We start from the raw sequence: 26,060 nt of genomic DNA on the forward strand, positions 1-26,060 counted from the left end.
AATGCTGACCTTGACGCTCTGCGTCAGCTCTTGAAGCGGAACGCGGAGCGTCCCTGGCGGCATTCCCACGCGGAGCATGGGAACGATCAAATTCAGAGTGGGGCTGGCTCTTGGGCCGGTTTGGACTTGTCGATCCCCGGCACGAGCAGTTTGCCTTCGGCGACCTGATCGCCTTCAAGCTGCGGCTGCGTGACCCAGGTCAGGATGTCGTAGTAGCGACGGATGTTCGCCACGAAATGCACCGGCTCGCCGCCACGGGCGTAGCCGTAACGGGTCTTGCTGTACCACTTCTTTTCCGACAGGCGCGGCAGGATTTTCTTCACGTCCAGCCATTTGTCCGGGTTCAACCCTTCCTTGGCCGCCAGTTTGCGGGCGTCATCGAGGTGACCACTGCCAACGTTGTAGGCCGCAAGGGCAAACCAGGTGCGGTCCGGTTCCTGGATCGAGTCGTCCAGTTGCTCCTTCATGTAAGCCAGGTATTTGGCGCCGCCCATGATGCTCTGCTTCGGATCGAGGCGGTTCGATACGCCCATGGCCTGAGCGGTGTTCTGGGTCAGCATCATCAGGCCACGTACGCCGGTCTTGGACGTAACGGCCGGTTGCCACAGGGATTCCTGATATCCGACCGCCGCCAGCAGGCGCCAGTCGACTTTCTCGATTTTGGCGTAGGCCTTGAAGTGCTTTTCGTACTTGGGCAAACGTTGCTGCAAATGCTGGGCGAAGGTGGTGGCGCCCATGTAGCCGAGCACGTCGACGTGTCCGTAGTAACGGTCCTTCAGGCGTTGCAGGGTGCCGTTTTTCTGAACCTTGTCCAGATAGTCGTTGATTTCGTTGAGCATGCTGTTGTCATCGCCTGGCGCGACAGCCCAGCTTTGGTTGCTGGCGTCACCCAGGTCGAAGGCGACCCGGATATTGGTGAAATACACCTGGTTCATCGCCACTTCGTTGGAGTCGACCAGGGTCAGGTCGATCTGGCCTTCGTCGACCATGCGCAACAGATCGACTACTTCTACCTGGTCGGACTCTTCGTATTCGATGCCGGGAAATTTCTTTTTCAGCTCGGCCAATTGCCCGGCGTGGGTGCTGCCCTTGAGCACCATGATTTTCTTGCCCACCAGGTCCTTGGCATCAGTAGGTCGCGACTGGCCGTTGCGATAAATGACCTGCGGGGTGACCTCCAGATAGGAGTGGGAGAAGCGCACCTGTTTCTTGCGCTCTTCGCTGCTGACCAGTCCGGCCGCCGCCAACACCGGGCCATTGGGCTTGCCCACCTGGTTGAACAGGTCGTCGAGGTTGTCGGCGGTCTCGATCTTCAATTCGACCCCCAGATCGTCGGCGAAGCGCTTCACCAGCTCGTATTCGAAGCCGGTTTCACCGTTGCGATCCTGAAAGTAGGTGGCGGGGCTGTTTCGGGTAACCACCCGCAGCACACCATCCTCCTTTACGCGCTCGAGCGTGTTGGGTTTATCAACACAGCCACCGAGCATCAGGAAGAGTCCGGTTGCGATCAGCCATTTGGCGTACCGCGGACGCAAAGCCGTTGGGGAAAACATCTGCGCAGTATACGCAAAGGACCACGGACGCCATATCTCGACAGCGAAGGGCTTGTCTGCTAGAGATCACAAAACCGGCCGAAACCCCGCAGGAATGGGACTTGTGTGCTTTTTGTTACAGTAAAAATAAGCGCTCGTCTCACCGCGGATTAACCTGACTTTCGAGGCAGAAACACAGATCGATACTCGAGTGCAACCGTGCGTAGCGTTTCGGGTGATGTCGCGGGCTGTTTAGGCTAGAATGCACGGCCTCAAAGCACACCCCTTCCCGAGGCTGTCCCGAAGATGTTGATCCTGCGCGGCGCTCCTGCCCTTTCCGCCTTTCGCCACAGCAAGCTCCTTGAGCAACTGAGCCAGAAGGTTCCGGCTGTCAGCGGCCTGTATGCTGAATTCGCTCACTTCGCCGAAGTTACCGGCGTCCTGACCGGCGACGAACAGCAGGTGCTCGCGCGCCTTCTGAAGTACGGTCCAAGCGTTCCGGTCCAGGAGCCGACCGGTCGTCTGTTTCTGGTGCTGCCGCGTTTCGGCACCATCTCGCCGTGGTCGAGCAAGGCCAGCGACATTGCTCGCAATTGCGGCCTGACCAAGATCCAGCGCCTGGAGCGCGGCATTGCGTTCTACGTTGCCGGCCAGTTCAGCGATGCTGAGGCGCAACTGATTGCTGACGCTCTGCACGACCGCATGACCCAGATCGTCCTGGGCAACCTTGAGCAAGCCGCCGGCCTGTTCAGCCATGCCGAGCCAAAGCCGCTGACCGCGATCGACGTGTTGGGTGGCGGCCGTGCCGCGCTGGAACAAGCCAACACCGAGCTGGGCCTGGCCCTGGCTGAAGACGAGATCGATTACCTGGTCAACGCCTTCGTCGGCTTGAAGCGCAACCCCCACGACATCGAATTGATGATGTTCGCCCAGGCGAACTCCGAGCATTGCCGTCACAAGATCTTCAACGCCAGTTGGGACATCGACGGCGAGAGCCAGGAAAAAAGCCTGTTCGGCATGATCAAGAACACCTACGTGATGCACAGCGAAGGCGTTCTGTCGGCTTACAAGGACAACGCTTCGGTGATCGTCGGCTCCGTGGCCGGGCGTTTCTTCCCGGACCCTGAAACCCGCCAGTACGGCGCGGTGCAGGAACCGGTGCACATCCTGATGAAAGTCGAGACGCACAACCACCCGACCGCGATTGCTCCTTTCCCGGGCGCATCCACCGGTTCCGGCGGCGAGATCCGCGACGAAGGCGCAACCGGTCGTGGTGCCAAACCCAAGGCTGGCCTGACCGGTTTCACCGTCTCCAACCTGCAGATCCCTGGCTTCGAACAGCCGTGGGAAGTGCCGTACGGCAAGCCCGAGCGCATCGTTACCGCGCTGGACATCATGATCGAAGGCCCGCTGGGCGGCGCTGCGTTCAACAACGAATTCGGTCGTCCGGCCCTGACTGGCTACTTCCGTACCTTCGAACAATCGATCACCACCCCGCACGGTGATGAAGTTCGCGGTTACCACAAGCCGATCATGCTCGCAGGCGGCATGGGCAACATCCGTGAAGAGCACGTCAAGAAAGGCGAGATCGTCGTCGGCTCCAAGCTGATCGTGCTTGGCGGCCCGGCGATGTTGATCGGCCTGGGTGGCGGCGCCGCTTCCTCCATGGCCACCGGCACCAGCTCGGCAGACCTGGACTTCGCTTCCGTACAGCGTGAAAACCCTGAGATGGAGCGTCGCTGCCAGGAAGTCATCGACCGTTGCTGGCAACTGGGCGACAAAAACCCGATCAGCTTCATCCACGACGTGGGTGCGGGCGGTCTGTCCAACGCCTTCCCGGAACTGGTCAACGACGGCGACCGCGGTGGCCGTTTTGAACTGCGCAACATTCCAAACGACGAGCCGGGCATGGCCCCGCACGAAATCTGGTCCAACGAATCCCAGGAACGCTACGTTCTGGCGGTCGGCCCGGCTGATTTCGAGCGCTTCAAGGCGATCTGCGAACGTGAGCGTTGCCCGTTCGCCGTGGTCGGCGAAGCGACCGCCGAACCGCAACTGACGGTCACCGACAGCCACTTCGGCAACAGCCCGGTGGACATGCCTCTGGAAGTGCTGCTGGGCAAAGCCCCGCGCATGCACCGTTCCGTAGTACGTGAAAACGAGCTGGGCGACGATTTCGATCCGTCGACCCTCGACATCGCCAATTGCGTCGAGCGCGTCCTGCATCACCCGGCCGTCGCGAGCAAGAGCTTCCTGATCACCATCGGCGACCGCACCATCACCGGCCTCGTGGCCCGTGACCAAATGGTCGGCCCGTGGCAGGTTCCGGTGGCCGACGTGGCCGTCACCGCCACCAGCTTCGACGTCTACACCGGTGAAGCGATGGCCATGGGCGAGCGTACTCCGCTGGCTCTGCTGGACGCTCCGGCGTCGGGCCGCATGGCCATCGGCGAAACCCTGACCAACATCGCGGCCTCGCGCATCGGCAAGATTTCCGACATCAAACTGTCGGCGAACTGGATGTCGGCGGCCGGTCACCCGGGTGAAGACGCACGTCTTTACGACACCGTGAAAGCGGTCGGCATGGAACTGTGCCCGGAGCTGGGCATTACCATTCCGGTGGGCAAGGACTCGATGTCCATGGCCACTCGCTGGAACGATGAAGGCGTCGACAAATCCGTCACTTCGCCAATGTCGCTGATCGTTACCGGTTTCGCGCCAGTGACTGACATCCGCCAGACCCTGACCCCGCAACTGCGCATGGACAAGGGCACCACCGACCTGATCCTGATCGACCTTGGCCGAGGCCAGAACCGCATGGGCGCTTCGATTCTCGCCCAGGTGCATGGCAAGCTCGGCAAGCAGGCTCCAGACGTCGATGATGCCGAAGACCTGAAAGCCTTCTTCGCGGTGATCCAGGGCCTCAATGCCGACGGTCACCTGCTGGCTTACCACGACCGTTCCGACGGTGGTCTGCTGACCAGCGTCGTGGAAATGGCGTTCGCCGGTCACTGCGGCCTGAGCCTGAACCTCGACGGCCTGGCGGAAACCTCCGCCGACATCGCTGCGATCCTGTTCAACGAAGAGCTGGGCGCGGTGATTCAGGTTCGCCAGGACGCTACCCCGGATATCCTCGCGCAGTTCAGCGCTGCCGGGCTGGGGGATTGCGTGTCGGTGATCGGTCAGCCGATCAACAACGGCCAGATCAACATCACCTTCAACGGTGACACCGTGTTCGAAGGCCAGCGTCGTCTGTTGCAACGCCAGTGGGCCGAAACCAGCTACCAGATCCAGCGCCTGCGTGACAACGCCGACTGCGCCGATCAGGAATTCGACGTGCTGCTGGAAGAAGACAACCCGGGCCTGAGCGTCAAGCTCAGCTACGACGTCAACCAGGATATCGCCGCGCCTTACATCAAGAAAGGCATTCGCCCACAGGTTGCCGTGCTGCGTGAGCAGGGCGTCAACGGTCAGGTGGAAATGGCGGCGGCGTTCGACCGTGCCGGTTTCAACGCGATCGACGTGCACATGAGTGACATTCTGGCCGGCCGTGTCGACCTGAACGAGTTCAAGGGCCTGGTCGCTTGCGGCGGCTTCTCCTACGGTGACGTATTGGGTGCCGGTGAAGGCTGGGCGAAATCGGCGCTGTTCAACAGCCGTGCCCGCGATGCGTTCCAGGGCTTCTTCGAGCGTAACGACAGCTTCACCCTCGGTGTGTGCAACGGTTGCCAGATGATGTCCAACCTGCACGAGTTGATCCCGGGCAGCGAGTTCTGGCCGCACTTCGTGCGTAACCGTTCCGAGCAGTTCGAAGCCCGTGTGGCGATGGTGCAGATCCAGGAATCGAACTCGATCTTCCTGCAGGGCATGGCCGGTTCGCGTATGCCGATCGCCATCGCTCACGGCGAAGGTCATGCCGAGTTCTCCAGCGAAGAAGCCTTGCTGGAAGCCGATCTGTCCGGTTGCGTGGCGATGCGTTTCGTCGACAACCACGGCAAGGTCACCGAAACCTACCCGGCCAACCCGAACGGTTCGCCGCGCGGGATCACCGGTTTGACCAGCCGCGACGGTCGCGTAACGATCATGATGCCGCACCCGGAGCGTGTGTTCCGTGCCGTGCAGAACTCGTGGCGTTCGGAAGACTGGAACGAAGACGCACCTTGGATGCGCATGTTCCGTAATGCTCGCGTTTGGGTGAACTAAGCGCTGTGTACAAGCTCTGCTTTTTTGTTCCTGACAGTCATGTCGAAGTGGTCAAAAACGCCGTATTCGCCGCCGGTGGCGGACGGATCGGTGCTTACGATCACTGCGCCTGGCAGGTGTTGGGCCAAGGCCAGTTTCGTCCATTGGACGGCAGCCAGCCGTTCATTGGCGAAGCGGGGCAGGTCGAACGGGTGGAGGAATGGAAAGTTGAGCTGGTGGTGGCCGATGAGTTGATTCGCCCGGTAGTGGCGGCTCTGAAACACAGCCATCCCTACGAGACGCCGGCTTACGAGGTGTGGCGGTTGGAGGATTTTTGATTCTTCTGCTGCTCAAATGAAAAACCCGCTGAAAGTGATTTCAGCGGGTTTTTTATTGCTCAGGATGATCGTTCCCAYGCTCTGCGTGGGAATACAGCCCGGGACGCTCCGCGTCCACGCCAGAGCCGAACGCGGAGCGTCCGTTGAGGCATTCCCACGCAGAGCGTGGGAACGATCAAAACTGGCTGAAAGTGATCCGCGTCCACGCCAGAGCCGAACGCGGAGCGTCCGTTGAGGCATTCCCACGCAGAGCGTGGGAACGATCAAAACTGGCTGAAAGTGATTTCAGCAGGTTTTATTGCTCAGGATGATCGTTCCCACGCTCTGCGTGGGAATGCAGCCCGGGACGCTCCGCGTCCCTGCCAGAGCCGAACGCGGAGCGTCCGCTGAGGCGTTTCCACGCAGAGCGTGGGAACGATCAATATCCCGGAACACTGTGGGAGCTGGCTTGCCAGCGATGGCGGCCTGTCCGGCAGCCCACAGCTAAACCTTGGCACTCACCTCGCTGCGATTGACCAACGCCTCGAGCGCATCACTCAGGCTCGGCGCCTTGTCGCCAATCAACAGATGCCAGATGCCGCCTTCCAGCGGGCTGATTCCCTGACAGCCCAACGCTTTCAAATCACACTCCGACAACGCCTTGCCATCCGCCAGTTGCAGACGAATGCGGGTCATGGCCACGCAATCGAGTTGCAATACATTGTCGCCACCGCCCAAAGCGTTCAGCCATTGCCGGGCTTCAGATGCCGCCACCGTAGCTGCGGGCGGTGCGTCGACTGCGACTGCCGGGGTTGAGATCAGCGCGCGACCCAGCGCCGGCATGGCCAGGCGGATTTCGTCGGCAATGCTGTCGGCCATCGGCCCGACCACCACCTGCAAACTGCCACCCTTGCCCGGACGCACCACGGCCATGGCACCCAGTGCTTTCAAATCGGCGTCCGAGGCCTTGTTGCGATCAACCATGTCCAAGCGCAGCCGAGTGGTGCAGGCGCCGACGGTGATCAGGTTTTCGGCGCCGCCCAAGGCCTTGATGTAAGCCGCGGCCCGCTCGTTGTCGGCCACTGCGACCTGCGCGGCGCTCGCGAGACCTTCACGCCCCGGGGTTTTCAGGTCGAAGCGGCGGATGCAGACATCAAACACCAGGTAATAGATGACGGCATAGGCCAGGCCCACCGGGAACACCAGCCAGCCGTTGGTTGACTTGCCCCAGCCGAGGATCATGTCGATGAAGCCACCGGAGAAGGTGAACCCCAAATGGATGTTCAGCGCGTTGGTGATCGCCATCGACAGGCCGGTCAACAAGGCGTGCAGCAGAAACAGCAACGGCGCGAGGAACATGAAGGCGAATTCGATCGGCTCGGTCACGCCGGTCAAAAATGCGGTCAACGCCATCGACAGGAAGATCCCGCCCATGACTTTGCGTCGCTCGGGCAGGGCATTGCGGTACATCGCCAGGCAGGCGGCGGGCAGGCCGAAGATCATCACCGGGAACATGCCGGTCATGAATTGGCCGCCCTTCGGGTCACCGGCAAAGTAGCGCGACAGATCGCCGGTCACCAGCGCTCCGGTGGTCGGGTCGGTGAAGTTGCCGAACACGAACCACGCCATGTTGTTGAGGATGTGGTGCAGCCCGGTGACGATCAGCAGGCGGTTGAACACGCCGAAGATGAACGCGCCGAAGCTGCCGCTTTCCATCATCAGGGTGCCGAAGCCGTTGATACCCTGCTGGATCGGCGGCCAGATGTAGCCGAACACCACGCCCAACCCGACGGCGGCGAAGCCGGTGACAATCGGCACGAAGCGCCGACCGCCAAAGAACGCCAGATACTCCGGGAGCTTGATGTCCTTGAAACGGTTGTACAGCGCGCCGGCCATCAAGCCACTGACAATCCCGGCGAGCATGCCCATGTTGATGCTCGCATCCAGCACCTTGAGCGTGGAGATCATCACCAGATAACCGATGACCCCGGCAAGGCCCGCCGTGCCGTTGTTGTCCTTGGCGAAACCGACGGCGATGCCGATGGCGAAGATCATCGCCAGGTTGGCGAAAATCACTTGGCCGGCGTCATGGATGATCGCGATGTTCAGCAGATCGGTGTCGCCCAGGCGCAGCAACAAACCGGCAATCGGCAGGATCGCGATCGGCAGCATCAGCGCGCGGCCGAGGCGTTGCAAGCCTTCGATGAAAAGTTGGTACATGGCGGTTCTCCCTGGATTCTTGTTTTTTGTTGTCGAGAGCTCAGCTCAACGGCCAATGCTGATGACAGGCGTGACGCACCGCGCCGGCGCTGCTCAGTTTCAGCAGGCCCTGACTGATGCGCCGACACTCATTGGCGTCGAGGTGACGCACGCGGTCCTTGATTTCGCCGACCTGCACCGGGCTCACCGACAGTTCGCTTACGCCCAGTCCGATCAGCACCGGTGTGGCCAGCGGATCGGACGCCAATGCTCCGCACACCCCGACCCAGCGCTTGTGCTGTGCAGCACCGGCGCATGTCTGGGCAATCAATCGCAGCAACGCCGGGTGCAGCGCATCCACGCGTGAGGCGAGGCCGGCGTGGTCGCGGTCCATGGCCAGGGTGTATTGCGACAGGTCGTTGGTGCCAATGGACAGGAAGTCCGCGTGTTCGGCCAGTTGTTCGGCCAGCAGCGCGGCGGCCGGGACTTCGATCATCACGCCCAGCTGCGGGCGTTGCGTGAGGCCCAATTCGTTGCACAGGGCGTCGAGGCGCTGGCGGATGTGCAGCAGCTCGTCGACCTCGGTGACCATCGGCAACAGGATGCGGCAGCGCGACAACGGTGAGACGTGCAGCAGGGCGCGCAATTGCTGGTCGAGGATTTCCGGACGGGCCTGGGCCAGGCGAATGCCGCGCAGACCGAGCACCGGATTGGCCTCGGCGGGCAGTGGCAGGTAGTCGAGCTGTTTGTCGCCGCCAACGTCGATGGTGCGGATGATCACGGATTTGTCGCCCATGGCATCCAGTACTGCTTGATAGGCGTGATGCTGTTCGTGTTCGTCCGGTGCGGTGTGGCGATCGACGAACAGAAACTCGGTACGCAACAAGCCGACGCCGTCGGCGCCGTTGGCCAGGGCGTGCGCCGCTTCCTCACTGGAAGCGACATTGGCCGCGACTTCGATGTGCAGGCCATCGAGGGTTTGCGCCGGCGTGTGCGCCTGAGCCTGTTGCTCGGAGCGACGTTGTTGCCGGTCCAATTGAACCTGGCGCACCTGCGCCAAACGCTCGGCGCTCGGTGCCAGTTCGAGGCGACCGCCATCGGCGTCCAGCACGACTTCTTGACCCTGTTGCTGAACCAGCAACGACGCGCCCAGCGCGACCATGCACGGCAAGCCTTTGCCCCGCGCAAGAATCGCCACGTGGGAGGTTGCACCGCCTTCGGCCATGCACAATCCGGCTACGCCTTGCTGGCTCAGTTGCAGCAGATCGGAGGGAGTCAGTTCATGGGCGGCAACAATGGCGCCGGGCGGCAAGTCGTAATGCCAGGCTTCACCGAGCAGGGCGCGCAACACCCTTTGCTTGAGGTCGCGCAGGTCGTTGGCGCGTTCGGCCAGCAGAGCGCTGCCCAACTGCTGGAGCACCTCACATTGCGCGTCGATCGATTGGCTCCAGGCGTGGGTCGCGGCAATGCCGAGATCGATCGCATGATGGGCGGCATCGAGCAATGCCGGGTCCTCCAGCAAGGCGAGGTGCGCGGCAAAAATGGCTTCTTCGTCGGTGTGTTTGTGTTTTCTGGCGTGGGACAGGGTGCCGGCGATTTCGCTGTGCACTTGGGCCAACGCGGTGTCGAGGGTTTGTCGCTGTTGCGCTGGATCATTGTGCCCGGCATCCGCCGGCAGGCTGATCGCGCTCAAGCGAAACAACGGCCCGCCGACCAGCCCCGGCGCTGCGCATACACCGTGCAGGACACCCGCTTCAGGCTCGCGGTTGCGCTGCGATGTCGGCACTGGCGCGGCGGCGTGGTGCTCCTCGGCCAGCGCCGTGGACAAGGCAACCAACAAGGCTTGCAGTGCGGCTTCGGCGTCCGGTCCCTGACAACTGACTTGCACTTCGTCCTGCTCGCCGATCGCCAATCCCATCAGCCCGATCAGGCTGTCGCAGTTCGCCGATTTGCCAGCGAAGTGCAGCTGCGATTTGCTCTTGAAGCCTTGCGCGGTCTGACGAATCAGCGCGGCCGGCCGTGCGTGCAGACCGCCACGGTGGGCGATATGGATGTGACCGCTCAATACTTCGCCGGCAAGTTCAGCTTCACTCAGTGCACCGGCGCCCTGGCGGCGAATGATGTGCAGCAACGGCTCACCGACCTTCACTGATTTGAGCGTGATGGGGCGCGCCTGAAAATCCTGGCTATTGGTGAGAATCAGCAAGCTGACCAGGCTTTTGCACTGTTGCGCGACTTTGTCCTGATCGTAGCGCAGCAGTGGCTGGCCGTTCGCGACCCGCGCACCTTCCTGCACCAACATGGAAAAGCCCTGGCCTTGCAGCTCGACCGTATCCAGACCCAGATGCAGCAGCAGTTCGGCACCATTGTCGGCCCGCAGGGTCACGGCGTGCCCGGTGCGTGCGACGTGCACCACAACACCGGCACACGGCGCGTGGAGGGTATCGTTCAGCGGATCGATGGCAATCCCGTCGCCCATGGCGCCGCTGGCGAACACCGCATCCGGGACTTTGGCGAGCGTGAGCACCGGGCCGCTGAGCGGGGCGCTGAGGGTCAGCTCTTTATTGTTTTTGTGCATGGCTCGGTCTCATCAGGAAGTTCAAACGTTCCCCTGTAGGAGCGAGCCTGCTCGCGATGGTCGCCAACGATTACGCTGGGAACCTGACACTGCGCGGCGTTCTCAGGTCCATCGCGAGCAGGCTCGCTCCTACAAGGAATCTCTTAATGCGTGCGCGTGACTTTGCTCAAGTGCCGCGGCTGGTCCGGGTCCATGCCGCGAGCGACGGCCAGGTTGGCGGCCATCACGTAGAAACTCTGGATCGCCAGAATCGGATCAAGGGCCGGGTGCTCTGCGCGGGTCAGGGTCAGGTCGCGTTCGAGCACGTCATCCGGCGCGGCGAGCAATACGCGGGCACCGCGTTGGCGCATGTCCGTCGCCAGGCTCAGCAAACCGGCCTGCTCGGCGCCCCGTGGGGCAAACACCAGCAGCGGGTAGTTGTCGCCGATCAACGCCATCGGGCCGTGACGCACTTCGGCGCTGCTGAAGGCTTCGGCTTGAATGGCCGAGGTTTCCTTGAACTTGAGCGCGGCTTCCTGGGCAATGGCGAAACCGGCACCACGGCCGATCACCATCAAGCGCTGACAATCGCGCAGGGCCTCAATGGCCGGGCTCCAATCCTGTCGTGCGGCATCGCGCAAGCCTTCGGGCAAGGCCTGGCCGGCGTCGAGCAATTCGCTGTCCTCTTTCCAGTGGCCGATCAACCGCGCGCTGGCGCTGAGGGTGGCGATGAAACTCTTGGTGGCGGCGACGCTGCTTTCTGTACCGGCCAACAACGGCAGGCTGAATTCGCAGGCGGCTTCCAGCGGCGAGTCTGCGGCGTTGACCATCGATACACTCAACGCGCCGCGTTTGCGCAACAGGCGCAGGCTGTTGACCAGATCGGGACTTTGCCCCGATTGCGAGAAGGCGAACGCGACCTGGCCGCTGACCTTCAACGGCGCCTGCTGCATGGTCACCACCGACATCGGCAGCGACGCCACCGGAATGCCCAGCAGTTGCATGGTCAGGTAGGCGAAATAACTGGCCGCGTGATCGGAGCTGCCGCGAGCCACGGTCATGGCCACTTGCGGCGGCTGGCGGCGCAGGCGACCGGCGATCTCGATCATTTGCGGGTCGAGTTGCTGCAGTTGGGCTTGCACGGCCTCGAACGAGGACAGCGCCTCCTCAAGCATTTTTGAAGTCAATGTCTTCTCCTTCGACCATGACGGCGGTCAGTTTCAGTGAGCGATCCAGCCGCACGCAGTCGGCCCAGGCACCCGGTTGCAAGCGCCCGCGGTCGGTGATGCCGAGGTAGTCGGCGGGGAATTGCGACAGGCGTTGCGAAGCCTCGGCGATCGGCAAGCCGATCTTCACCAGGTTGCGCAGGGCCTGATCCATGGTCAGCGTGCTGCCGGCCAGCGTGCCGTCGGGCAGGCGTACACCGCCCAGACATTTGGTCACGGTATGGCTGCCGAGCTTGTATTCGCCGTCAGGCATGCCGGCGGCGGCAGTCGAGTCGGTCACGCAATACAGGCACGGGATCGAACGCAGCGCGACGCGGATGGCGCCGGGGTGCACGTGCAGGAGATCGGGAATCAATTCGGCGTATTTGGCGTGGGCCAATGCCGCGCCGACGATCCCCGGTTCGCGGTGATGCAACGGGCTCATGGCGTTATAGAGATGGGTGAAACTGCTGGCGCCGGCTGCCAGTGCGGCGACGCCTTCCTCGTAACTGCCCAGTGTGTGGCCGATCTGCATGCGGATGCCACGGGCGCTGAGAGCACGGATCAGCGCATCGTGACCGGCGATTTCCGGGGCGATGGTGATCACCCGGATCGGCGCCAGCGCCAGATACGCTTCGACTTCGGCCATCAGCGCGGTGTGGGCGAAATTCGGTTGCGCTCCCAGTTTGCCGGGGTTGATGTACGGGCCTTCGAGGTGCACGCCGAGGACCCGGGCGCTGCCTTCTGGCCGCTGCTCACAGAACTCGCCGACGGCTTTGAGCACGCGCAAGATTTCCTCGCTCGGCGCGGTCATGGTGGTGGCCAGCAACGATGTGGTGCCGAAACGCACATGGGTTTTGGTAATGGTTTCGAAGGCCGGCGCGCCCTCCATGATGTCTTTGCCACCACCGCCGTGTACGTGCAGGTCGATGAAACCCGGCAGCAGGTAAGCCAGGTCATTGTCTGCCGGATCGCAGGGTTCGCCTTCGATGGAGACGACCTTGCCGTGTTCGTGAACCAGCCGGCCGCGAACCCAGCCTTGGGTGGTGAGGATGTTGTCTTCGGACATGTCGGAATCTCGGTATTTGGCGGCAGCGGTGGGTCAGCGACGCAGCTCTGCGACAAAGTCGTAGTAGTCGTTACGGCAATAGGTGTCGGTGACTTCGATGGGCGTGTTGTCTTCGAGGTAGCCGACCCGGGTCATCAGCAACATGGCGGTGCCAGGAGCAATGCCCACCAGTGCGGCGAATTCGTCCGAGGCGTTGATCGCCTGAATGTGCTGCAACGCGCGCACGATCGGTTTGCCGATGCCGTCGAGGTATTCGTAGAGGGAGGCACCCACTGCCTGCGGCTTGGGAATGATCGAGGCGGGCAGGGTGCTCATCTCGATGGCCATGACCGTGTCGTCGGCTTTGCGCAGGCGCTTGAGGCGCGCGACTTTGTCGTTGGGTGACAGGCCGAGGCGGATCAGTTCTTCGTGGGTGGGCAGGGTGATTTCCCGTTCCAGCCATTGCGAGCCGGGTACGAAGCCCTTGAGCCGGAGCATTTCGCTGAAGCCCGACAGGCGCGACAACGGTTGTTCCAGGCGTGGTGTGATGAACGTGCCGGAACCCTGGTTGCGGCGGATCAGGCCTTGTTCGAGCAGCACTTCCAAGGCTTTGCGTGCGGTGACACGGGAAATGCCGAGCATTTCGCTGAGGTTGCGTTCCGACGGCATCGCCTGTTCGGCTTTCCACTGGCCGGCATGGATCGCCGTTTCCAGATTGCGCGCCAGTTGCAGGTACAGGGGCGTCGGTTGAGTGTCGTCGGGGCGCAGGGCCTGGAGGTCGTTCATGTTTGGCTGTCCGAAACGTATGTAGGAATTGTCGCTCGGGTGTGCCGGAAAACTAATACCACTTGCATACCATGTCAACGCACTGGCCAGGCTTTGGACGCAGCAAAGCGGGCCTGGACGGCCGAGCAGACCAGGCGTTGGTATCAAGTGGTATTAAGGGTGGGAAATGGAGAAGCAAAGATCGCAGCCTTCGGCCGTTCCTGCAGGAGCAAATGGTATTCACCCTGCAGGAGTTGCCGAAGGCCGCGATCTTTTGAATTTATTTTTCGGGGGCGACCGATGGTCGTCGGAATTACGGGCGGATTTCGATCATCGTGCCGTCCGGCACCAGGTTCCAGACTTCGCGCATGTCCATGTTGCGCATGGCGATGCAGCCGTCAGTCCAGTCCAGGGTGTGGAACAGTTGTTCAGGGTTGTCTTCGGTGTCCGGAGTGCCATGGATCATGATCATGCCACCGGGATCGACACCTTCGCGTCGCGAACGGGCCGAGTCGCTGATGTTCGGGTAGGAAATGTGCATCGCCAGGTTGAATTTTTCACTGGTCTTGCGCCAGTCGAGCCAATAGAAACCCTCTGGCGTGCGTTTGTCGCCTTCCATCAGTTTCGGTCCCTTGGGACGTTTGCCCAGGGAAATGCGATAGGTCTTGATCGGCTTGCCGTCATTGATCAATTGCAATTGATGAGCGGACTTGAGAACCAGAACTTTCTCGATGACCTTGCCGTTCAGGGTTTCCACGGCAGAAGCGTGGGACACCGAGATAACCGACAAACAGAACAGGGCAAGCAACCAGCGCATTGAAACGATTCCCCAGAGAGGTGTCGCGACTATTTATTTATAGATGTTTTTGTAGGGAGCTGCCGCAGGGCACGATTTGCAGCGGCTACGAATGATACCAAAGTGGCATCAACTAATGGCAGGCTGAACAAGCGGCGGGATCGATTCGGACCGTACGGGGTAGACCTCGGTCCGCCGATCAGCGAAGAAGCATTCTAAGGTACGGCCCACCGTGCGAAAAGCCAGCTCGTCCCATGGAATGTCCGCTTCGTCGAATAGTTGCACTTCCAGGCTCTCGGGACCGGCGGCAAAGTCCAGGTCCGCCAGTTCGGCGCGGAAAAACACATGCACCTGGCTGATGTGCGGCACATCGATGAGGGTGTAGATGCTCAGGTTGCGCACCCGGGCGCAGGCTTCCTCGGCGGTTTCGCGGATGGCGGCCTGTTCGATGGTTTCACCGTTTTCCATGAAGCCGGCGGGCAGCGTCCAGTAACCGCGACGCGGCTCTATCGCGCGGCGGCAGAGCAGGACCTGGGTGCCCCAGGTCGCGACGCAGCCGGCGACGATGTTGGGGTTCTGGTAGTGAATGGCCTGACAACTGTCGCAGACAAACCGCAGGCGCGAATCGCCTTCGGGAATGCGTTGGGTCACCGGGTTGCCGCACTGACTGCAAAATTTCATGCTTGGGTTCCTGAATGCTGCGCCTATCTTGGCGTGCGGCGGTGTCTGTCGGCAAGTTGTCGTTTCGCGACACGCCACTGTCCGGGGGGTTGGGCGACCGCAGCGATTGGTGCATGATGCAGCGTAAGGCACAGATCGAGAACACTCATGCTGGACGAGCTACTGCATCGGGTAAGTAATCACACACCGCGTACGCTGGAGACTGACCTGCGTTTCCCCGAGGCCGCCGTACTGGTGCCTATCACCCGCAGTGACGAACCGGAACTGGTACTGACCCTGCGCGCCAGCGGCCTCTCGACCCATGGCGGCGAAGTGGCCTTTCCCGGCGGTCGTCGCGATCCTGAAGACCCCGACCTGATTTTCACCGCCCTGCGTGAAGCCGAGGAAGAAATCGGCCTGCCACCGGGACTGGTCGAAGTGATCGGCCCGCTGAGCCCGTTGATCTCCCTGCACGGCATCAAGGTCACGCCTTATGTCGGCGTGATCCCGGATTTCGTCGAGTACCGGGCCAACGATGCGGAAATCGCCGCGGTGTTCAGCGTGCCACTGGAATTTTTCCGCAAGGACCCGCGCGAACACACCCATCGCATCGATTACCAGGGGCGCAGTTGGTACGTGCCGAGTTACCGCTACGGCGAGTACAAGATCTGGGGGCTGACGGCGATCATGGTCGTCGAGTTGATCAATCTGCTCTATGACGCGAAAATCAGCCTGCACCAGCCACCCAAAAGCTTCATCAATACCTGAAGCCATCGTTCGAATGGCCGGAAACGCGGCTGCCTGAGCTGTGAGGAAACCACAAATGAAATACCGCCTGGGCGACGCCCGCGTCGAAACCCATCCACAGAGCTGGGTCGCACCCAATGCCGTGCTGGTGGGCAAGGTCAAACTGGAAGAGGGCGCCAATGTCTGGTTCAACGCCGTGCTGCGCGGCGACAACGAATTGATCCTGATCGGCAAGAACAGCAACGTCCAGGACGGCACCGTGATGCACACCGACATGGGCTATCCACTGACGATCGGCACCGGCGTGACCATTGGCCACAATGCGATGTTGCATGGCTGCACCGTGGGCGATTACAGCCTGATCGGGATCAACGCGGTGATTCTCAATGGCGCGAAGATCGGCAAGAACTGCATCATCGGCGCCAATTCGCTGATCGGTGAAGGCAAGGAGATTCCCGACGGTTCGCTGGTCATGGGCTCGCCTGGCAAAGTCGTGCGCGAGCTGACCGAACCGCAGAAGAAAATGCTCGAAGCCAGTGCTGCACATTACGTGCACAACGCTCAGCGCTACGCCCGCGACCTTGTCGAGCAGGAAGAATGACGGTTGGCGAACGCCCGGTGGCATCGCCCTGCGTGAGCATCTGTGCGCTGGACGACGATGACATCTGCACCGGTTGCCAGCGCACCGTCGAAGAAATCACCCGTTGGAGCCGCATGGACAACGACGAACGCCGCAAGGTGCTGGGGTTGTGTCATGAGCGGGCCAAGGCCAGTGGATTGGTGTGGATGTTGCCGACTAAATCCGATAGCTGAATGGTGTGGGCTTTCGTGGCGAGGGAGCTTGCTCCCGCTCGGCTGCGAAGCAGCCCCAATCCATCTGGTACAGCCCGTTCATTTCAGGGCCGCTTCGCGCCCCAGCGGGAGCAAGCTCCCTCGCCACAGGTTATTTGTGTACCGAAGATGAAGTACCCTGTGCACAAAATTGACAGGTACTACTGCTCCCATGCTCTTCCTGATCGCCTACATCAGCAGCGTCGTGCTGATCAACTACGCCTTTTCCACTGCGCCACACCTGGACATCATCTGGTCGGCCTGGGGCGGGCTGGTGTTTGTGTTGCGCGACATGGTGCAAACCCGCTTCGGCCACGGTGCGATTGCAGCGATGCTGGCCGCGCTGGTGCTGTCTTATGTCACGTCGGATCCGTCCATCGCCTTGGCCAGCGCTACGGCGTTCGCGGTGTCCGAATGCATCGACTGGCTGGTGTTCAGCATCACCCGGCGCCCGTTGCATGATCGCCTGTGGATAAGTTCGGCCCTGAGCATTCCCCTCGATACCTTTATCTTCTTCGGCATGATCGACGCGCTGACGCCAGGGGTGATCATCACCGCGCTGGGCTCGAAGTTCGCCGGCGTCACGGCCGTGTGGCTGATCATGGCCTGGCGTCTGCGCAAACAGGCTGTCGTCAGCTGAAGTTCATGTAAAATGCCGCGCTTTCTCCCCATGGGAAGCGCGCCAGCCGTCGCATCCCTCGATGATCCGCTCCTTGAGGACCTTCAGATGACCCGTATCGGAACTCCATTGTCGCCCACCGCGACCCGCGTATTGATGTGTGGCTGTGGCGAATTGGGCAAGGAAGTGGTGATCGAGCTGCAACGCCTGGGTGTTGAAGTGATTGCCGTCGACCGTTACGCCAACGCGCCGGCCATGCAGGTGGCGCACCGCAGCCATGTGATCAATATGCTCGATGGCGCGGCCCTGCGTGCCGTGATCGAAGCCGAGAAGCCGCACTTCATCGTGCCGGAAATCGAAGCCATCGCCACCGCGACCCTGGTCGAGCTGGAATCTGAAGGTTTCACCGTGATTCCGACCGCGCGCGCCGCGCAGTTGACCATGAACCGTGAAGGCATCCGTCGCCTGGCCGCCGAAGAGCTGGACCTGCCGACCTCGCCGTACCACTTCGCCGACACCTTCGAGGATTACCGCAAGGCGGTCGAAGACCTCGGTTTCCCGTGTGTGGTCAAGCCGGTCATGAGCTCGTCGGGCAAAGGCCAGAGCCTGTTGCGCAGCGCCGATGACGTGCAGAAAGCCTGGGATTACGCCCAGGAAGGCGGGCGTGCCGGTAAAGGTCGGGTCATCATCGAAGGCTTTATCGATTTCGATTACGAAATCACGCTGCTGACCGTTCGCCACGTCGGCGGCACCACCTTCTGCGCGCCGGTCGGCCACCGTCAGGAGAAGGGTGACTACCAGGAATCCTGGCAGCCTCAAGCCATGAGCCCGATCGCCCTGGCTGAATCCGAGCGCGTTGCCAAAGCGGTGACTGAAGCCTTGGGTGGCCGTGGTCTGTTTGGCGTCGAGTTGTTCATCAAGGGCGATCAAGTGTGGTTCAGCGAAGTCTCGCCGCGCCCGCACGACACCGGTCTGGTGACGCTGATCTCCCAGGACCTGTCGCAATTTGCCTTGCACGCTCGGGCGATTCTGGGTCTGCCGATCCCGTTGATCCGTCAGTTCGGCCCATCGGCCTCGGCGGTGATTCTGGTGGAAGGGCAGTCGACCCAGACTGCATTCGCCAACCTCGGCGCAGCGTTGAGCGAATCGGATACCGCGTTGCGTCTGTTCGGCAAGCCTGAAGTCAATGGCCAGCGCCGCATGGGCGTGGCACTGGCGCGCGACGAGTCGATCGAAACCGCTCGCGCCAAAGCAACCCGTGCTTCGCAGGCGGTGGTCGTAGAGCTGTAAAAACCGCACTCACGGGCCTATACCTTCTATGGGCTCGCCGCAATTTACTGTAGGAGTGAGCCTGCTCGCGATAGCGATTTCAGAGTCGACATTGATGTTGGCAGGCACTCCGCTATCGCGAGCAGGCTCGCTCCTACAGGGGTTGTTGATCGTTTCCCCTTCATCAAAGCTCCAGGCCTGTACCCCATGAATTCGCAAAGCATCATCGTCCCGAAAATCTCCACGCTGCCGGTGCACGAGCCCCGGGCGCGGGCGATTGTGCGTTGGCTGGTGCGCAAGAACATCATCCACGAAGAATTGACCACCTGCGGTCGTACCGGCAATCGCATGGCCCATGCCATCGGCGACGGTGCGCGCGCGGTGGTGCTGCATCCGGAAGCCTTGCCGTACGGTGAGCCGGTCAACGGCCTGGAAATCGTCACCAAGCGCTGCATCTATACGCCGGCCAAGGGGTTCCTTGAGGAAGCGGGCTGCGCCGAATGCCGCAAGGAAATTGGCGAAGCACTGTTCGAAAGCCTCGAAGACTGGATGCCAGGGCGCACCGACAACTTCACCTGCCCCGAATGCGGGCACGAAGACGATATCAACGGCTTTCTGTTTTTGCAGGAATGCGCTTTCTCCAACCTGGGTTTCATCTTCAATAACTGGGCTGAAGCCGGGTTCAAGCAGAGCTTTCTCGACGAATTCGCCGATTGGCTCGATCAGCCGGTGAGTTGGGTGAAAGTCGAACTGTAGGTGCGGTTGATCCAGCGTGCACCCTTCTGTAGGAGCAAGGCTTGCCCGCGATGGCGCCCTCAAGATCGCCATCGCGGGCAAGCCTTGCTCCTACGGACAATCGTTCGGCCGAACATCGCAAGCGGCCCCGGTTCTCGGAGAATTTCGGTTCTGCAAGCCCCGTCGATCACCGCGTCGAGAATAGACAGAGTTTTACATTGAACCCGAGGGGGTGTCTGACTATAATGGCGCGCTTCCATTTTCCCGCTCGGGAGCCCCCGCGATGCTGCGTATCAGCCAAGAAGCTCTGACATTCGACGACATTCTCCTAGTGCCCGGTTATTCCGAGGTGCTTCCTAACGAAGTCAGTCTCAAGACCCGCCTTACCCGTGGCATCGAACTCAATATTCCATTGGTTTCTGCCGCCATGGACACCGTCACTGAAGCCCGTCTGGCGATTGCCATGGCTCAGGAAGGTGGTATCGGCATCATCCACAAGAACATGACCATCGAGCAGCAAGCTGCCGAAGTGCGCAAGGTCAAGCGTTACGAAGCCGGTGTGGTCAAGGACCCGATCACCATCGACGCCGACGCCACCGTGCGCGAGCTGTTCGAACTGACCCGCATGCACAACATCTCCGGCGTTCCGGTGCTGCACAATGGCGACCTGGTCGGCATTGTCACCTCCCGTGACGTGCGTTTCGAGAACCGTCTGGAAGCCACTGTCCGTGAAGTGATGACGCCTAAAGAGCGTCTGGTCACGGTCAAGGAAGGCGCCGACAAGAACGATGTGCGTGAACTGCTGCACAAGCACCGCATCGAGCGCGTGCTGATCGTCGACGACAAATTCACCCTCAAGGGCATGATGACCGTCAACGACATCGAAAAAGCCAAGGCCTACCCGCTGGCCAGCAAGGACGATCAAGGTCGTCTGCGCGTTGGCGCTGCGGTCGGCACCGGTAAAGACACCGGTGACCGCGTAGCTGCCCTGGTCAATGCCGGCGTTGACGTCGTCGTGGTCGACACGGCTCACGGTCACTCCAAAGGCGTGATCGACCGCGTTCGCTGGGTCAAACAGAACTTCCCGGAAGTGCAGGTCATCGGCGGCAACATCGCCACCGGCGCTGCCGCCAAGGCCCTGGCCGAAGCCGGCGCTGACGCAGTCAAGGTCGGTATCGGTCCTGGCTCGATCTGCACCACCCGTATCGTCGCCGGTGTCGGCGTTCCGCAAATCAGTGCCATCGCCAACGTCGCCGCTGCCCTCGAAGGCACGGGCGTGCCGTTGATCGCCGACGGCGGCATCCGTTTCTCCGGTGACCTGTCCAAGGCCATCGTGGCCGGTGCTTCCTGCGTGATGATGGGCTCGATGTTCGCCGGTACCGAAGAAGCGCCGGGCGAGATCGAACTGTTCCAGGGGCGTTCGTACAAGGCTTATCGCGGCATGGGTTCGCTGGGCGCCATGTCCCAGGCTCAAGGTTCCTCCGACCGTTACTTCCAGGACTCTTCGGCAGGCGCCGAGAAACTGGTGCCGGAAGGTATCGAAGGGCGTGTGCCTTACAAAGGCACCCTGAGCGCGATCATCCACCAACTGATGGGCGGCCTGCGTTCCTCGATGGGTTATACCGGCAGTGCCGACATCGAAGAAATGCGCACCAAGCCTGAGTTCGTGCGGATCACCGGCGCTGGCATGGCCGAGTCCCACGTTCACGACGTGCAGATCACCAAAGAAGCGCCAAACTACCGCGTAGGTTGAGCCTTCAAGCAACAAGTTAAGCAACCGGGGCTGTTTTATTCAGCCCCGAGTTGTTTCTGAATCACGACTGTTTCTGAATGACTTAGACGAGACTGAATCATGGCCCTCGATATTCACGCTCACCGTATCCTGATCCTCGACTTCGGTTCCCAGTACACCCAACTGATCGCCCGTCGCGTGCGTGAAATCGGTGTGTACTGCGAACTGCATCCGTTCGACATGGACGAGGATGCGATCCGCGAATTCGCACCTAAAGGCGTCATCCTCGCTGGCGGCCCCGAGTCGGTCCACGAAGCCAACAGCCCTCGCTGCCCGCAAGCCGTGTTCGACCTGGGCGTGCCGGTCTTCGGTATCTGCTACGGCATGCAGACCATGGCCGAGCAACTGGGCGGCAAGGTTGAAGGTTCCGAGCTGCGTGAGTTCGGTTATGCCCGTGTCGACGTGGTCGGCAAGAGCCGCCTGCTCGACGGCATCGAAGACCACATCGACGCCGATGGCCTGTTCGGCCTCGACGTGTGGATGAGCCACGGTGACAAGGTCACCAGAATGCCGGAAGACTTCCACATCCTGGCCAGCACCCCGAGCTGCCCGATCGCCGGCATGTTCAGCGATGAGCGTCGTTACTACGGCGTGCAGTTCCACCCGGAAGTGACCCACACCAAGCAGGGCGGCCGCATCCTGTCGCGCTTCATCCTCGACATCTGCGAATGTGAAGCCCTGTGGACCCCGTCGAAAATCGCTGAAGACGCCATCGCCCAGGTTCGCGCCCAGGTCGGCACCGACAACGTATTGCTCGGTCTGTCCGGCGGTGTCGACTCCTCCGTGGTTGCCGCGCTGCTGCACAAAGCCATCGGCGACCAGCTGACCTGCGTGTTCGTCGACAACGGCCTGCTGCGTTTGCACGAAGGCGAGCAAGTGATGGCCATGTTCGCCGAGAACATGGGCGTCAAGGTGATCCGCGCCAATGCCGAGGAGCAGTTCCTCAACAACCTGGCCGGCGAAGCTGACCCGGAGAAGAAGCGCAAGATCATCGGCCGTACCTTCATCGACGTGTTCGATGCCGAATCCTGCAAGCTGGACAACATCAAGTACCTGGCGCAAGGCACCATCTACCCGGACGTGATCGAGTCGGCTGGCGCGAAAAGCGGCAAGGCGCACGTGATCAAGTCGCACCACAACGTGGGCGGCCTGCCGGAAGAGATGAACCTCAAACTGGTCGAGCCACTGCGCGAACTGTTCAAGGACGAAGTCCGTCGCCTGGGCCTCGAGCTGGGCCTGCCGTACGACATGGTCTACCGTCACCCGTTCCCGGGCCCGGGCCTGGGCGTGCGGATCCTCGGTGAAGTGAAGAAGGAATACGCCGACCTGCTGCGTCGCGCCGACCACATCTTCATCGAAGAACTGCGCAAGGCCGACTGGTACCACAAGGTCAGCCAGGCATTCGTGGTGTTCCAGCCGGTGAAATCGGTTGGCGTGGTCGGCGATGGCCGTCGTTACGCCTGGGTCGTGGCCCTGCGTGCCGTGGAAACCATCGACTTCATGACCGCGCGTTGGGCACACCTGCCTTACGAACTGCTGGAAACCGTATCCGGCCGCATCATCAATGAAATCGAAGGCATCTCCCGCGTTACTTACGACGTGTCGAGCAAGCCGCCAGCGACCATTGAGTGGGAGTGATCCCACGCCGTTTCTGACGGCTTGATCGCAAGTTAAAGGCCGTGTGAACCCTGTTCGCACGGCCTTTTTGCGTTTCAGACACCGGGGAGTCGAACGGGGGCCAAGCCCATCCTATGCAGCGCTGAACTCAATCCCTCGGTAGTTGCAAAACGTCGTCCGCTGATCTCCCAGGAATCCCGTTCGATGTAATAGCCGCCTGCATCATGTTTGATGGGCGTGCGAACGAGTTTCCCCCAGGTCACGATGCCGTTGTTGGTGACGGTTCTGCTGCGATGAACCAGTATGGGTTCACCGGTACTGGTGCTGAGGGTGTACATGCCAGGCCTGGGCAGGCCATCCTCCAGTCTTTGTGCAAGCACCACGCTTGGCGGCGTCGGGATTTGCAGCAACAAGTCATTTTTGGCGAACCCGGGCGGCTGTCCCGGTCGTGGCACGTCGGACACCCCCGGGTCGACCTTGATGCCGCCGAGCTCGTCCGCGCCGACGCTTTCAATACGCAGGCCGATGCTGCCCTCAAGTTCGCTGACACCCGCTACCCCGCCATAGGTATTGGCGTGGCTGTTCCCGACCAACGCCACCCAGCGATGAGCGCCTCTGGCCGCCTGGTCGGCGCTGATGACCTGTTGGGCGAAAAAATTCATCATTTTTTGCCGGAAGTGGATATCGGCCCCCTGAATGCCGGCGCTGCGGTAACTGGCCAGGCAGTCGATGGCTTGCACGCGGATACGGTTTTGTTGCGCTGTCCTGACCACCTGTTCAAACGTGAATTGTTTGCTCGGGTCGGTCGAGAAACCAGCATCAAGATCCTTGAGATAACGTTCCAGATCCTCGGACATTACCCCGGTGCGGTTAAACGCATCGAGATCCGCTTGATGGAAATCGGTGAGCAGATGCTCCATGTACAGGGTTTTGACTTTTTGTTTTCGCAGCACGCTCATGTTTTCGATCAGAAACTGTTTGCTGCCCACGCTGGAATGACCTTCACCGATGACCAGACTTTGTGAGCGTTTGAAAATGATTTTGATGATGTCCTTGAACCTGGCATTCGCAACGAACGACGGGATCGCCGGCCTGGGTGGCAACTGGGGTTGCGGCAGGGAATAAAACGACACGGCGTCGTCGTATAGCCTTCGGCGCAGTCTTTTGAAGGCTTCCAGCTCATCGGCCGGCTTGTTGGGATTGATAAAGCCGTCCTTCAAATCTCCCTTTGCCTCCAAACCATTGGCTGCCTTTTTGAGGGCTGGCTTGATGTCCTGTGGCACATCGTATGCCGTCGCGGGGGCATCAAAGTCCGGAAGGGCCGGCTCGGCCCTGGCGAACAGATCGGAGAACCAGCCACCACCCGCCAGACCGGGACGCGTAATCGGCACCCAAGCACCCGTTTCATCCAGGTACACCGGTATGTTGCGGTAAAAGGAGTGGGGATTGACCGGGTCAATGATTGTCCAGCAATTCAGTTCGTTGCTGTAGCGGACCTGATAGAAACTGTCATCGATGGCAATGTAATTCCCCCCTGTTTCAGGCTGATAGATACCTTGGAACTTGCCTTCTTCGCTGACGGGAGAATAGCCGTCGAGAATCTCGTTGGTTTCAAAAGGAGCCAACAGGCCGGTATCTCCCGGGGTGGGTTGGATGGATTCGATAGGCAGTTGCACCGGGGGGCTCGGCGACTTCACATCTTCCCCGGGCGTGATTGCTGCTTCTGTTTCCGCTTCGGCTTCCGCTGCTTGGGCGAACTCGCTTGCCCCTATCAGGAACGGCAGGTTGAACAGGATGTCCACGCTGCCAAGGATGGCGCCTTTCACTGCAGCCTTGCGTTCGGCCTGGGTCGTGGCGTTAATGGCTTGATCGATGTGCAGGCCGACATTGGCAATGCCCGCGCCTATGACCACCAGCGCCGCTGGCCATGCCGTTGCGGCCATCGGCCCAAAGACGCGGTTGAAGGCATTGAGATAGCCGATCCACAGCTTTTTGCGCAGCTCTGCATTGGAGTGCAGCAGGTAATCGGCGTCGCTCAACATGCGCTCATGGGTGGACTGGCTCAAATGGGTGAAAGCATCGCCGTTGATTATCTCGCCACGGTAGTGAAGCAAGTGGTGGTCGTTGGCGGTGTTTTCATCCGGTAGCACGTCGTACTCATGGGTGAGGCCGACGTTTTCATATTCGGTGTTCTCCAGGAAGTGGATGATCAGGCCAACGCCGGTGAAATTGGCGAGCTTGTGCCCCAGCGACGTGGGCTTTTCCTGCTCGATGTCGCGCTCTTGCTGTTTGAAATGCATGAGCATGCGTTCACGGCCTTCGGCGTCCTTGACCTCATTGACCAGCCATTCGTGCAACGCCTCGACGTTATGGAAGGCGTGAAAACCCTGGGCTTCGCCTGGAACGTAGAGAATGTTCAGGTCACTGCCGTCAGTGATGCTGAACATGTCCGTCGACACGAACTCGTCAATGCAGAACTTGCGAATCGTCAGACCATTGCCGGCGGGTGATTCGTCCAGCAGCATCTGCCGGGTCAGCGGTCTGCCCAGATTGCCGGCGCAGGCGCTGAGCACCAGGGTGAAGTGCTCACCAGACAGATGTCCGTGTTCATAGTCTTCAATGGCCTTGGCGATGAACGTGCATTTGGCCAGCGCGCGGAAGTTGGCGCTGTGTTTTTCCCAGAACGCCGCGACGGCGGTTTTGTAGCGATCAGCGAAATTGATGTCCCAGAAGGCTTTCAGCACGTCGCTGACATGCAGGCGCACTTCGTTGTTTTCATCGTAACTCTCGGCATCGTCACCCACCCGGTAAAAGCCGCCGTAGAGATCCAGCAGGTCGGCATTGTCCTGGTCATGGACGCTGAAGCGTTGCATGACCAATTGCGGGAAGGTCATGGATTCCTTGGGTTTTTCCAGAATGTGCTGCCAGCCGGTAAAGGCCCTGGAGCTGCTTTGGGCACCATGGAACCGGTGCCACCAGACCGTGTCCGGTGTGAGGTCGGTGATGTGATAGTGAATGAGGATGTCCTGGGCGATCTGATACGCCATGGCGTACAGGTCGGGGCAGTCGTCGACCAGTTCGGGGATCAGGGCTTGAAGCGCCAACCCGTCGGCAGAGTTGAGCAGCGTGATTTCTTGAGTATCGTCCATGATATTTTCATCGAAGAGGTGGTAAGGCCGCTCACTGTCT

Annotated in this window: 19 protein-coding genes; 10 read left to right on the top strand and 9 right to left on the bottom strand. The window is 60.9% G+C overall.

All coding sequences use genetic code 11. From position 1 onward, the window contains the following. Nucleotides 1–92: 92 nt before the first annotated feature. Nucleotides 93–1,553: a membrane-bound lytic murein transglycosylase MltF gene (gene mltF / locus ASD60_RS17440; RefSeq protein WP_056855185.1), complete on the bottom strand. Its 1,461-nt coding sequence runs from the start codon at nucleotides 1,551–1,553 to the stop codon at nucleotides 93–95. Between the two features lie 285 nt (nucleotides 1,554–1,838). Between mltF and purL the strand changes: the two genes are divergently transcribed. Both purL and ASD60_RS17450 read left to right on the top strand, forming a co-directional pair. Beyond that, nucleotides 1,839–5,735 (top strand): phosphoribosylformylglycinamidine synthase, encoded by a 3,897-nt coding sequence (gene purL / locus ASD60_RS17445; protein ID WP_056855186.1) that lies wholly within the window; start codon nucleotides 1,839–1,841, stop codon nucleotides 5,733–5,735. Nucleotides 5,736–5,740: 5 nt separating this feature from the next. Next, complete coding sequence (locus ASD60_RS17450; protein WP_056855187.1) at nucleotides 5,741–6,052, top strand: Nif3-like dinuclear metal center hexameric protein; 312 nt, start codon at nucleotides 5,741–5,743, stop codon at nucleotides 6,050–6,052. A gap of 483 nt (nucleotides 6,053–6,535) precedes the next feature. Here the strand turns inward: ASD60_RS17450 and nagE are convergent, their stop codons facing one another. The 7 genes from nagE to ASD60_RS17490 all read right to left on the bottom strand — a co-directional run bounded on the left by nagE (nucleotide 6,536) and on the right by ASD60_RS17490 (nucleotide 15,282). Then, nucleotides 6,536–8,251: an N-acetylglucosamine-specific PTS transporter subunit IIBC gene (gene nagE, locus ASD60_RS17455; protein ID WP_056855188.1), complete on the bottom strand. Its 1,716-nt coding sequence runs from the start codon at nucleotides 8,249–8,251 to the stop codon at nucleotides 6,536–6,538. Between the two features lie 40 nt (nucleotides 8,252–8,291). After that, a complete protein-coding gene (gene ptsP / locus ASD60_RS17460; protein WP_056855189.1) occupies nucleotides 8,292–10,808 on the bottom strand; it encodes a phosphoenolpyruvate--protein phosphotransferase in 2,517 nt (838 codons plus the stop codon). Nucleotides 10,809–10,951: 143 nt separating this feature from the next. Continuing rightward, a complete protein-coding gene (locus ASD60_RS17465; protein WP_156386279.1) occupies nucleotides 10,952–11,974 on the bottom strand; it encodes an SIS domain-containing protein in 1,023 nt (340 codons plus the stop codon). Further along, nucleotides 11,955–13,061, bottom strand: coding sequence for an N-acetylglucosamine-6-phosphate deacetylase (gene nagA, locus ASD60_RS17470; protein ID WP_056855191.1), 1,107 nt, complete (start codon nucleotides 13,059–13,061; stop codon nucleotides 11,955–11,957). Before nagA ends, ASD60_RS17465 begins: the two co-directional genes overlap by 20 nt. 33 nt (nucleotides 13,062–13,094) lie before the next feature. Continuing rightward, nucleotides 13,095–13,826, bottom strand: coding sequence for a GntR family transcriptional regulator (locus ASD60_RS17475; RefSeq protein ID WP_056855192.1), 732 nt, complete (start codon nucleotides 13,824–13,826; stop codon nucleotides 13,095–13,097). Between the two features lie 292 nt (nucleotides 13,827–14,118). Then, complete coding sequence (locus ASD60_RS17485) at nucleotides 14,119–14,622, bottom strand: L,D-transpeptidase family protein (protein ID WP_056855194.1); 504 nt, start codon at nucleotides 14,620–14,622, stop codon at nucleotides 14,119–14,121. A 108-nt stretch (nucleotides 14,623–14,730) separates the two neighbouring features. After that, nucleotides 14,731–15,282, bottom strand: a complete 552-nt coding sequence (locus ASD60_RS17490; RefSeq protein WP_056855195.1) for an NUDIX hydrolase — start codon at nucleotides 15,280–15,282, stop codon at nucleotides 14,731–14,733. Between the two features lie 147 nt (nucleotides 15,283–15,429). Here ASD60_RS17490 and ASD60_RS17495 point away from each other — a divergent pair, with 147 nt between their 5' ends. From ASD60_RS17495 to guaA, 8 genes are all read left to right on the top strand, one after another. Further along, nucleotides 15,430–16,029, top strand: coding sequence for a CoA pyrophosphatase (locus tag ASD60_RS17495; RefSeq protein ID WP_056855196.1), 600 nt, complete (start codon nucleotides 15,430–15,432; stop codon nucleotides 16,027–16,029). 55 nt (nucleotides 16,030–16,084) lie between these two features. Further along, a complete protein-coding gene (locus ASD60_RS17500; RefSeq protein ID WP_047538150.1) occupies nucleotides 16,085–16,609 on the top strand; it encodes a gamma carbonic anhydrase family protein in 525 nt (174 codons plus the stop codon). Continuing rightward, nucleotides 16,606–16,821, top strand: coding sequence for a DUF1289 domain-containing protein (locus ASD60_RS17505; protein WP_056855197.1), 216 nt, complete (start codon nucleotides 16,606–16,608; stop codon nucleotides 16,819–16,821). Before ASD60_RS17500 ends, ASD60_RS17505 begins: the two co-directional genes overlap by 4 nt. Before the next feature lie 190 nt (nucleotides 16,822–17,011). After that, nucleotides 17,012–17,479: a VUT family protein gene (locus ASD60_RS17510; protein WP_056855198.1), complete on the top strand. Its 468-nt coding sequence runs from the start codon at nucleotides 17,012–17,014 to the stop codon at nucleotides 17,477–17,479. Nucleotides 17,480–17,566: 87 nt separating this feature from the next. Further along, a complete protein-coding gene (purT, locus tag ASD60_RS17515; RefSeq protein ID WP_056855199.1) occupies nucleotides 17,567–18,748 on the top strand; it encodes a formate-dependent phosphoribosylglycinamide formyltransferase in 1,182 nt (393 codons plus the stop codon). Between the two features lie 186 nt (nucleotides 18,749–18,934). After that, a complete protein-coding gene (locus tag ASD60_RS17520) occupies nucleotides 18,935–19,483 on the top strand; it encodes a hypothetical protein (RefSeq protein ID WP_056855200.1) in 549 nt (182 codons plus the stop codon). A gap of 262 nt (nucleotides 19,484–19,745) precedes the next feature. Beyond that, complete coding sequence (gene guaB / locus ASD60_RS17525; RefSeq protein ID WP_056855201.1) at nucleotides 19,746–21,215, top strand: IMP dehydrogenase; 1,470 nt, start codon at nucleotides 19,746–19,748, stop codon at nucleotides 21,213–21,215. A 99-nt stretch (nucleotides 21,216–21,314) separates the two neighbouring features. Then, nucleotides 21,315–22,892: a glutamine-hydrolyzing GMP synthase gene (guaA, locus tag ASD60_RS17530; protein WP_056855202.1), complete on the top strand. Its 1,578-nt coding sequence runs from the start codon at nucleotides 21,315–21,317 to the stop codon at nucleotides 22,890–22,892. 74 nt (nucleotides 22,893–22,966) lie between these two features. Here the strand turns inward: guaA and ASD60_RS17535 are convergent, their stop codons facing one another. After that, on the bottom strand, nucleotides 22,967–26,020 hold the full coding sequence (locus ASD60_RS17535; RefSeq protein WP_056855203.1) for a membrane-targeted effector domain-containing toxin: 3,054 nt from the start codon (nucleotides 26,018–26,020) through the stop codon (nucleotides 22,967–22,969). Nucleotides 26,021–26,060 lie beyond the last annotated feature (40 nt).

Source organism: Pseudomonas sp. Root562, assembly GCF_001427125.1.
In the GTDB taxonomy this organism is placed as follows: Bacteria; Pseudomonadota; Gammaproteobacteria; order Pseudomonadales; family Pseudomonadaceae; genus Aquipseudomonas.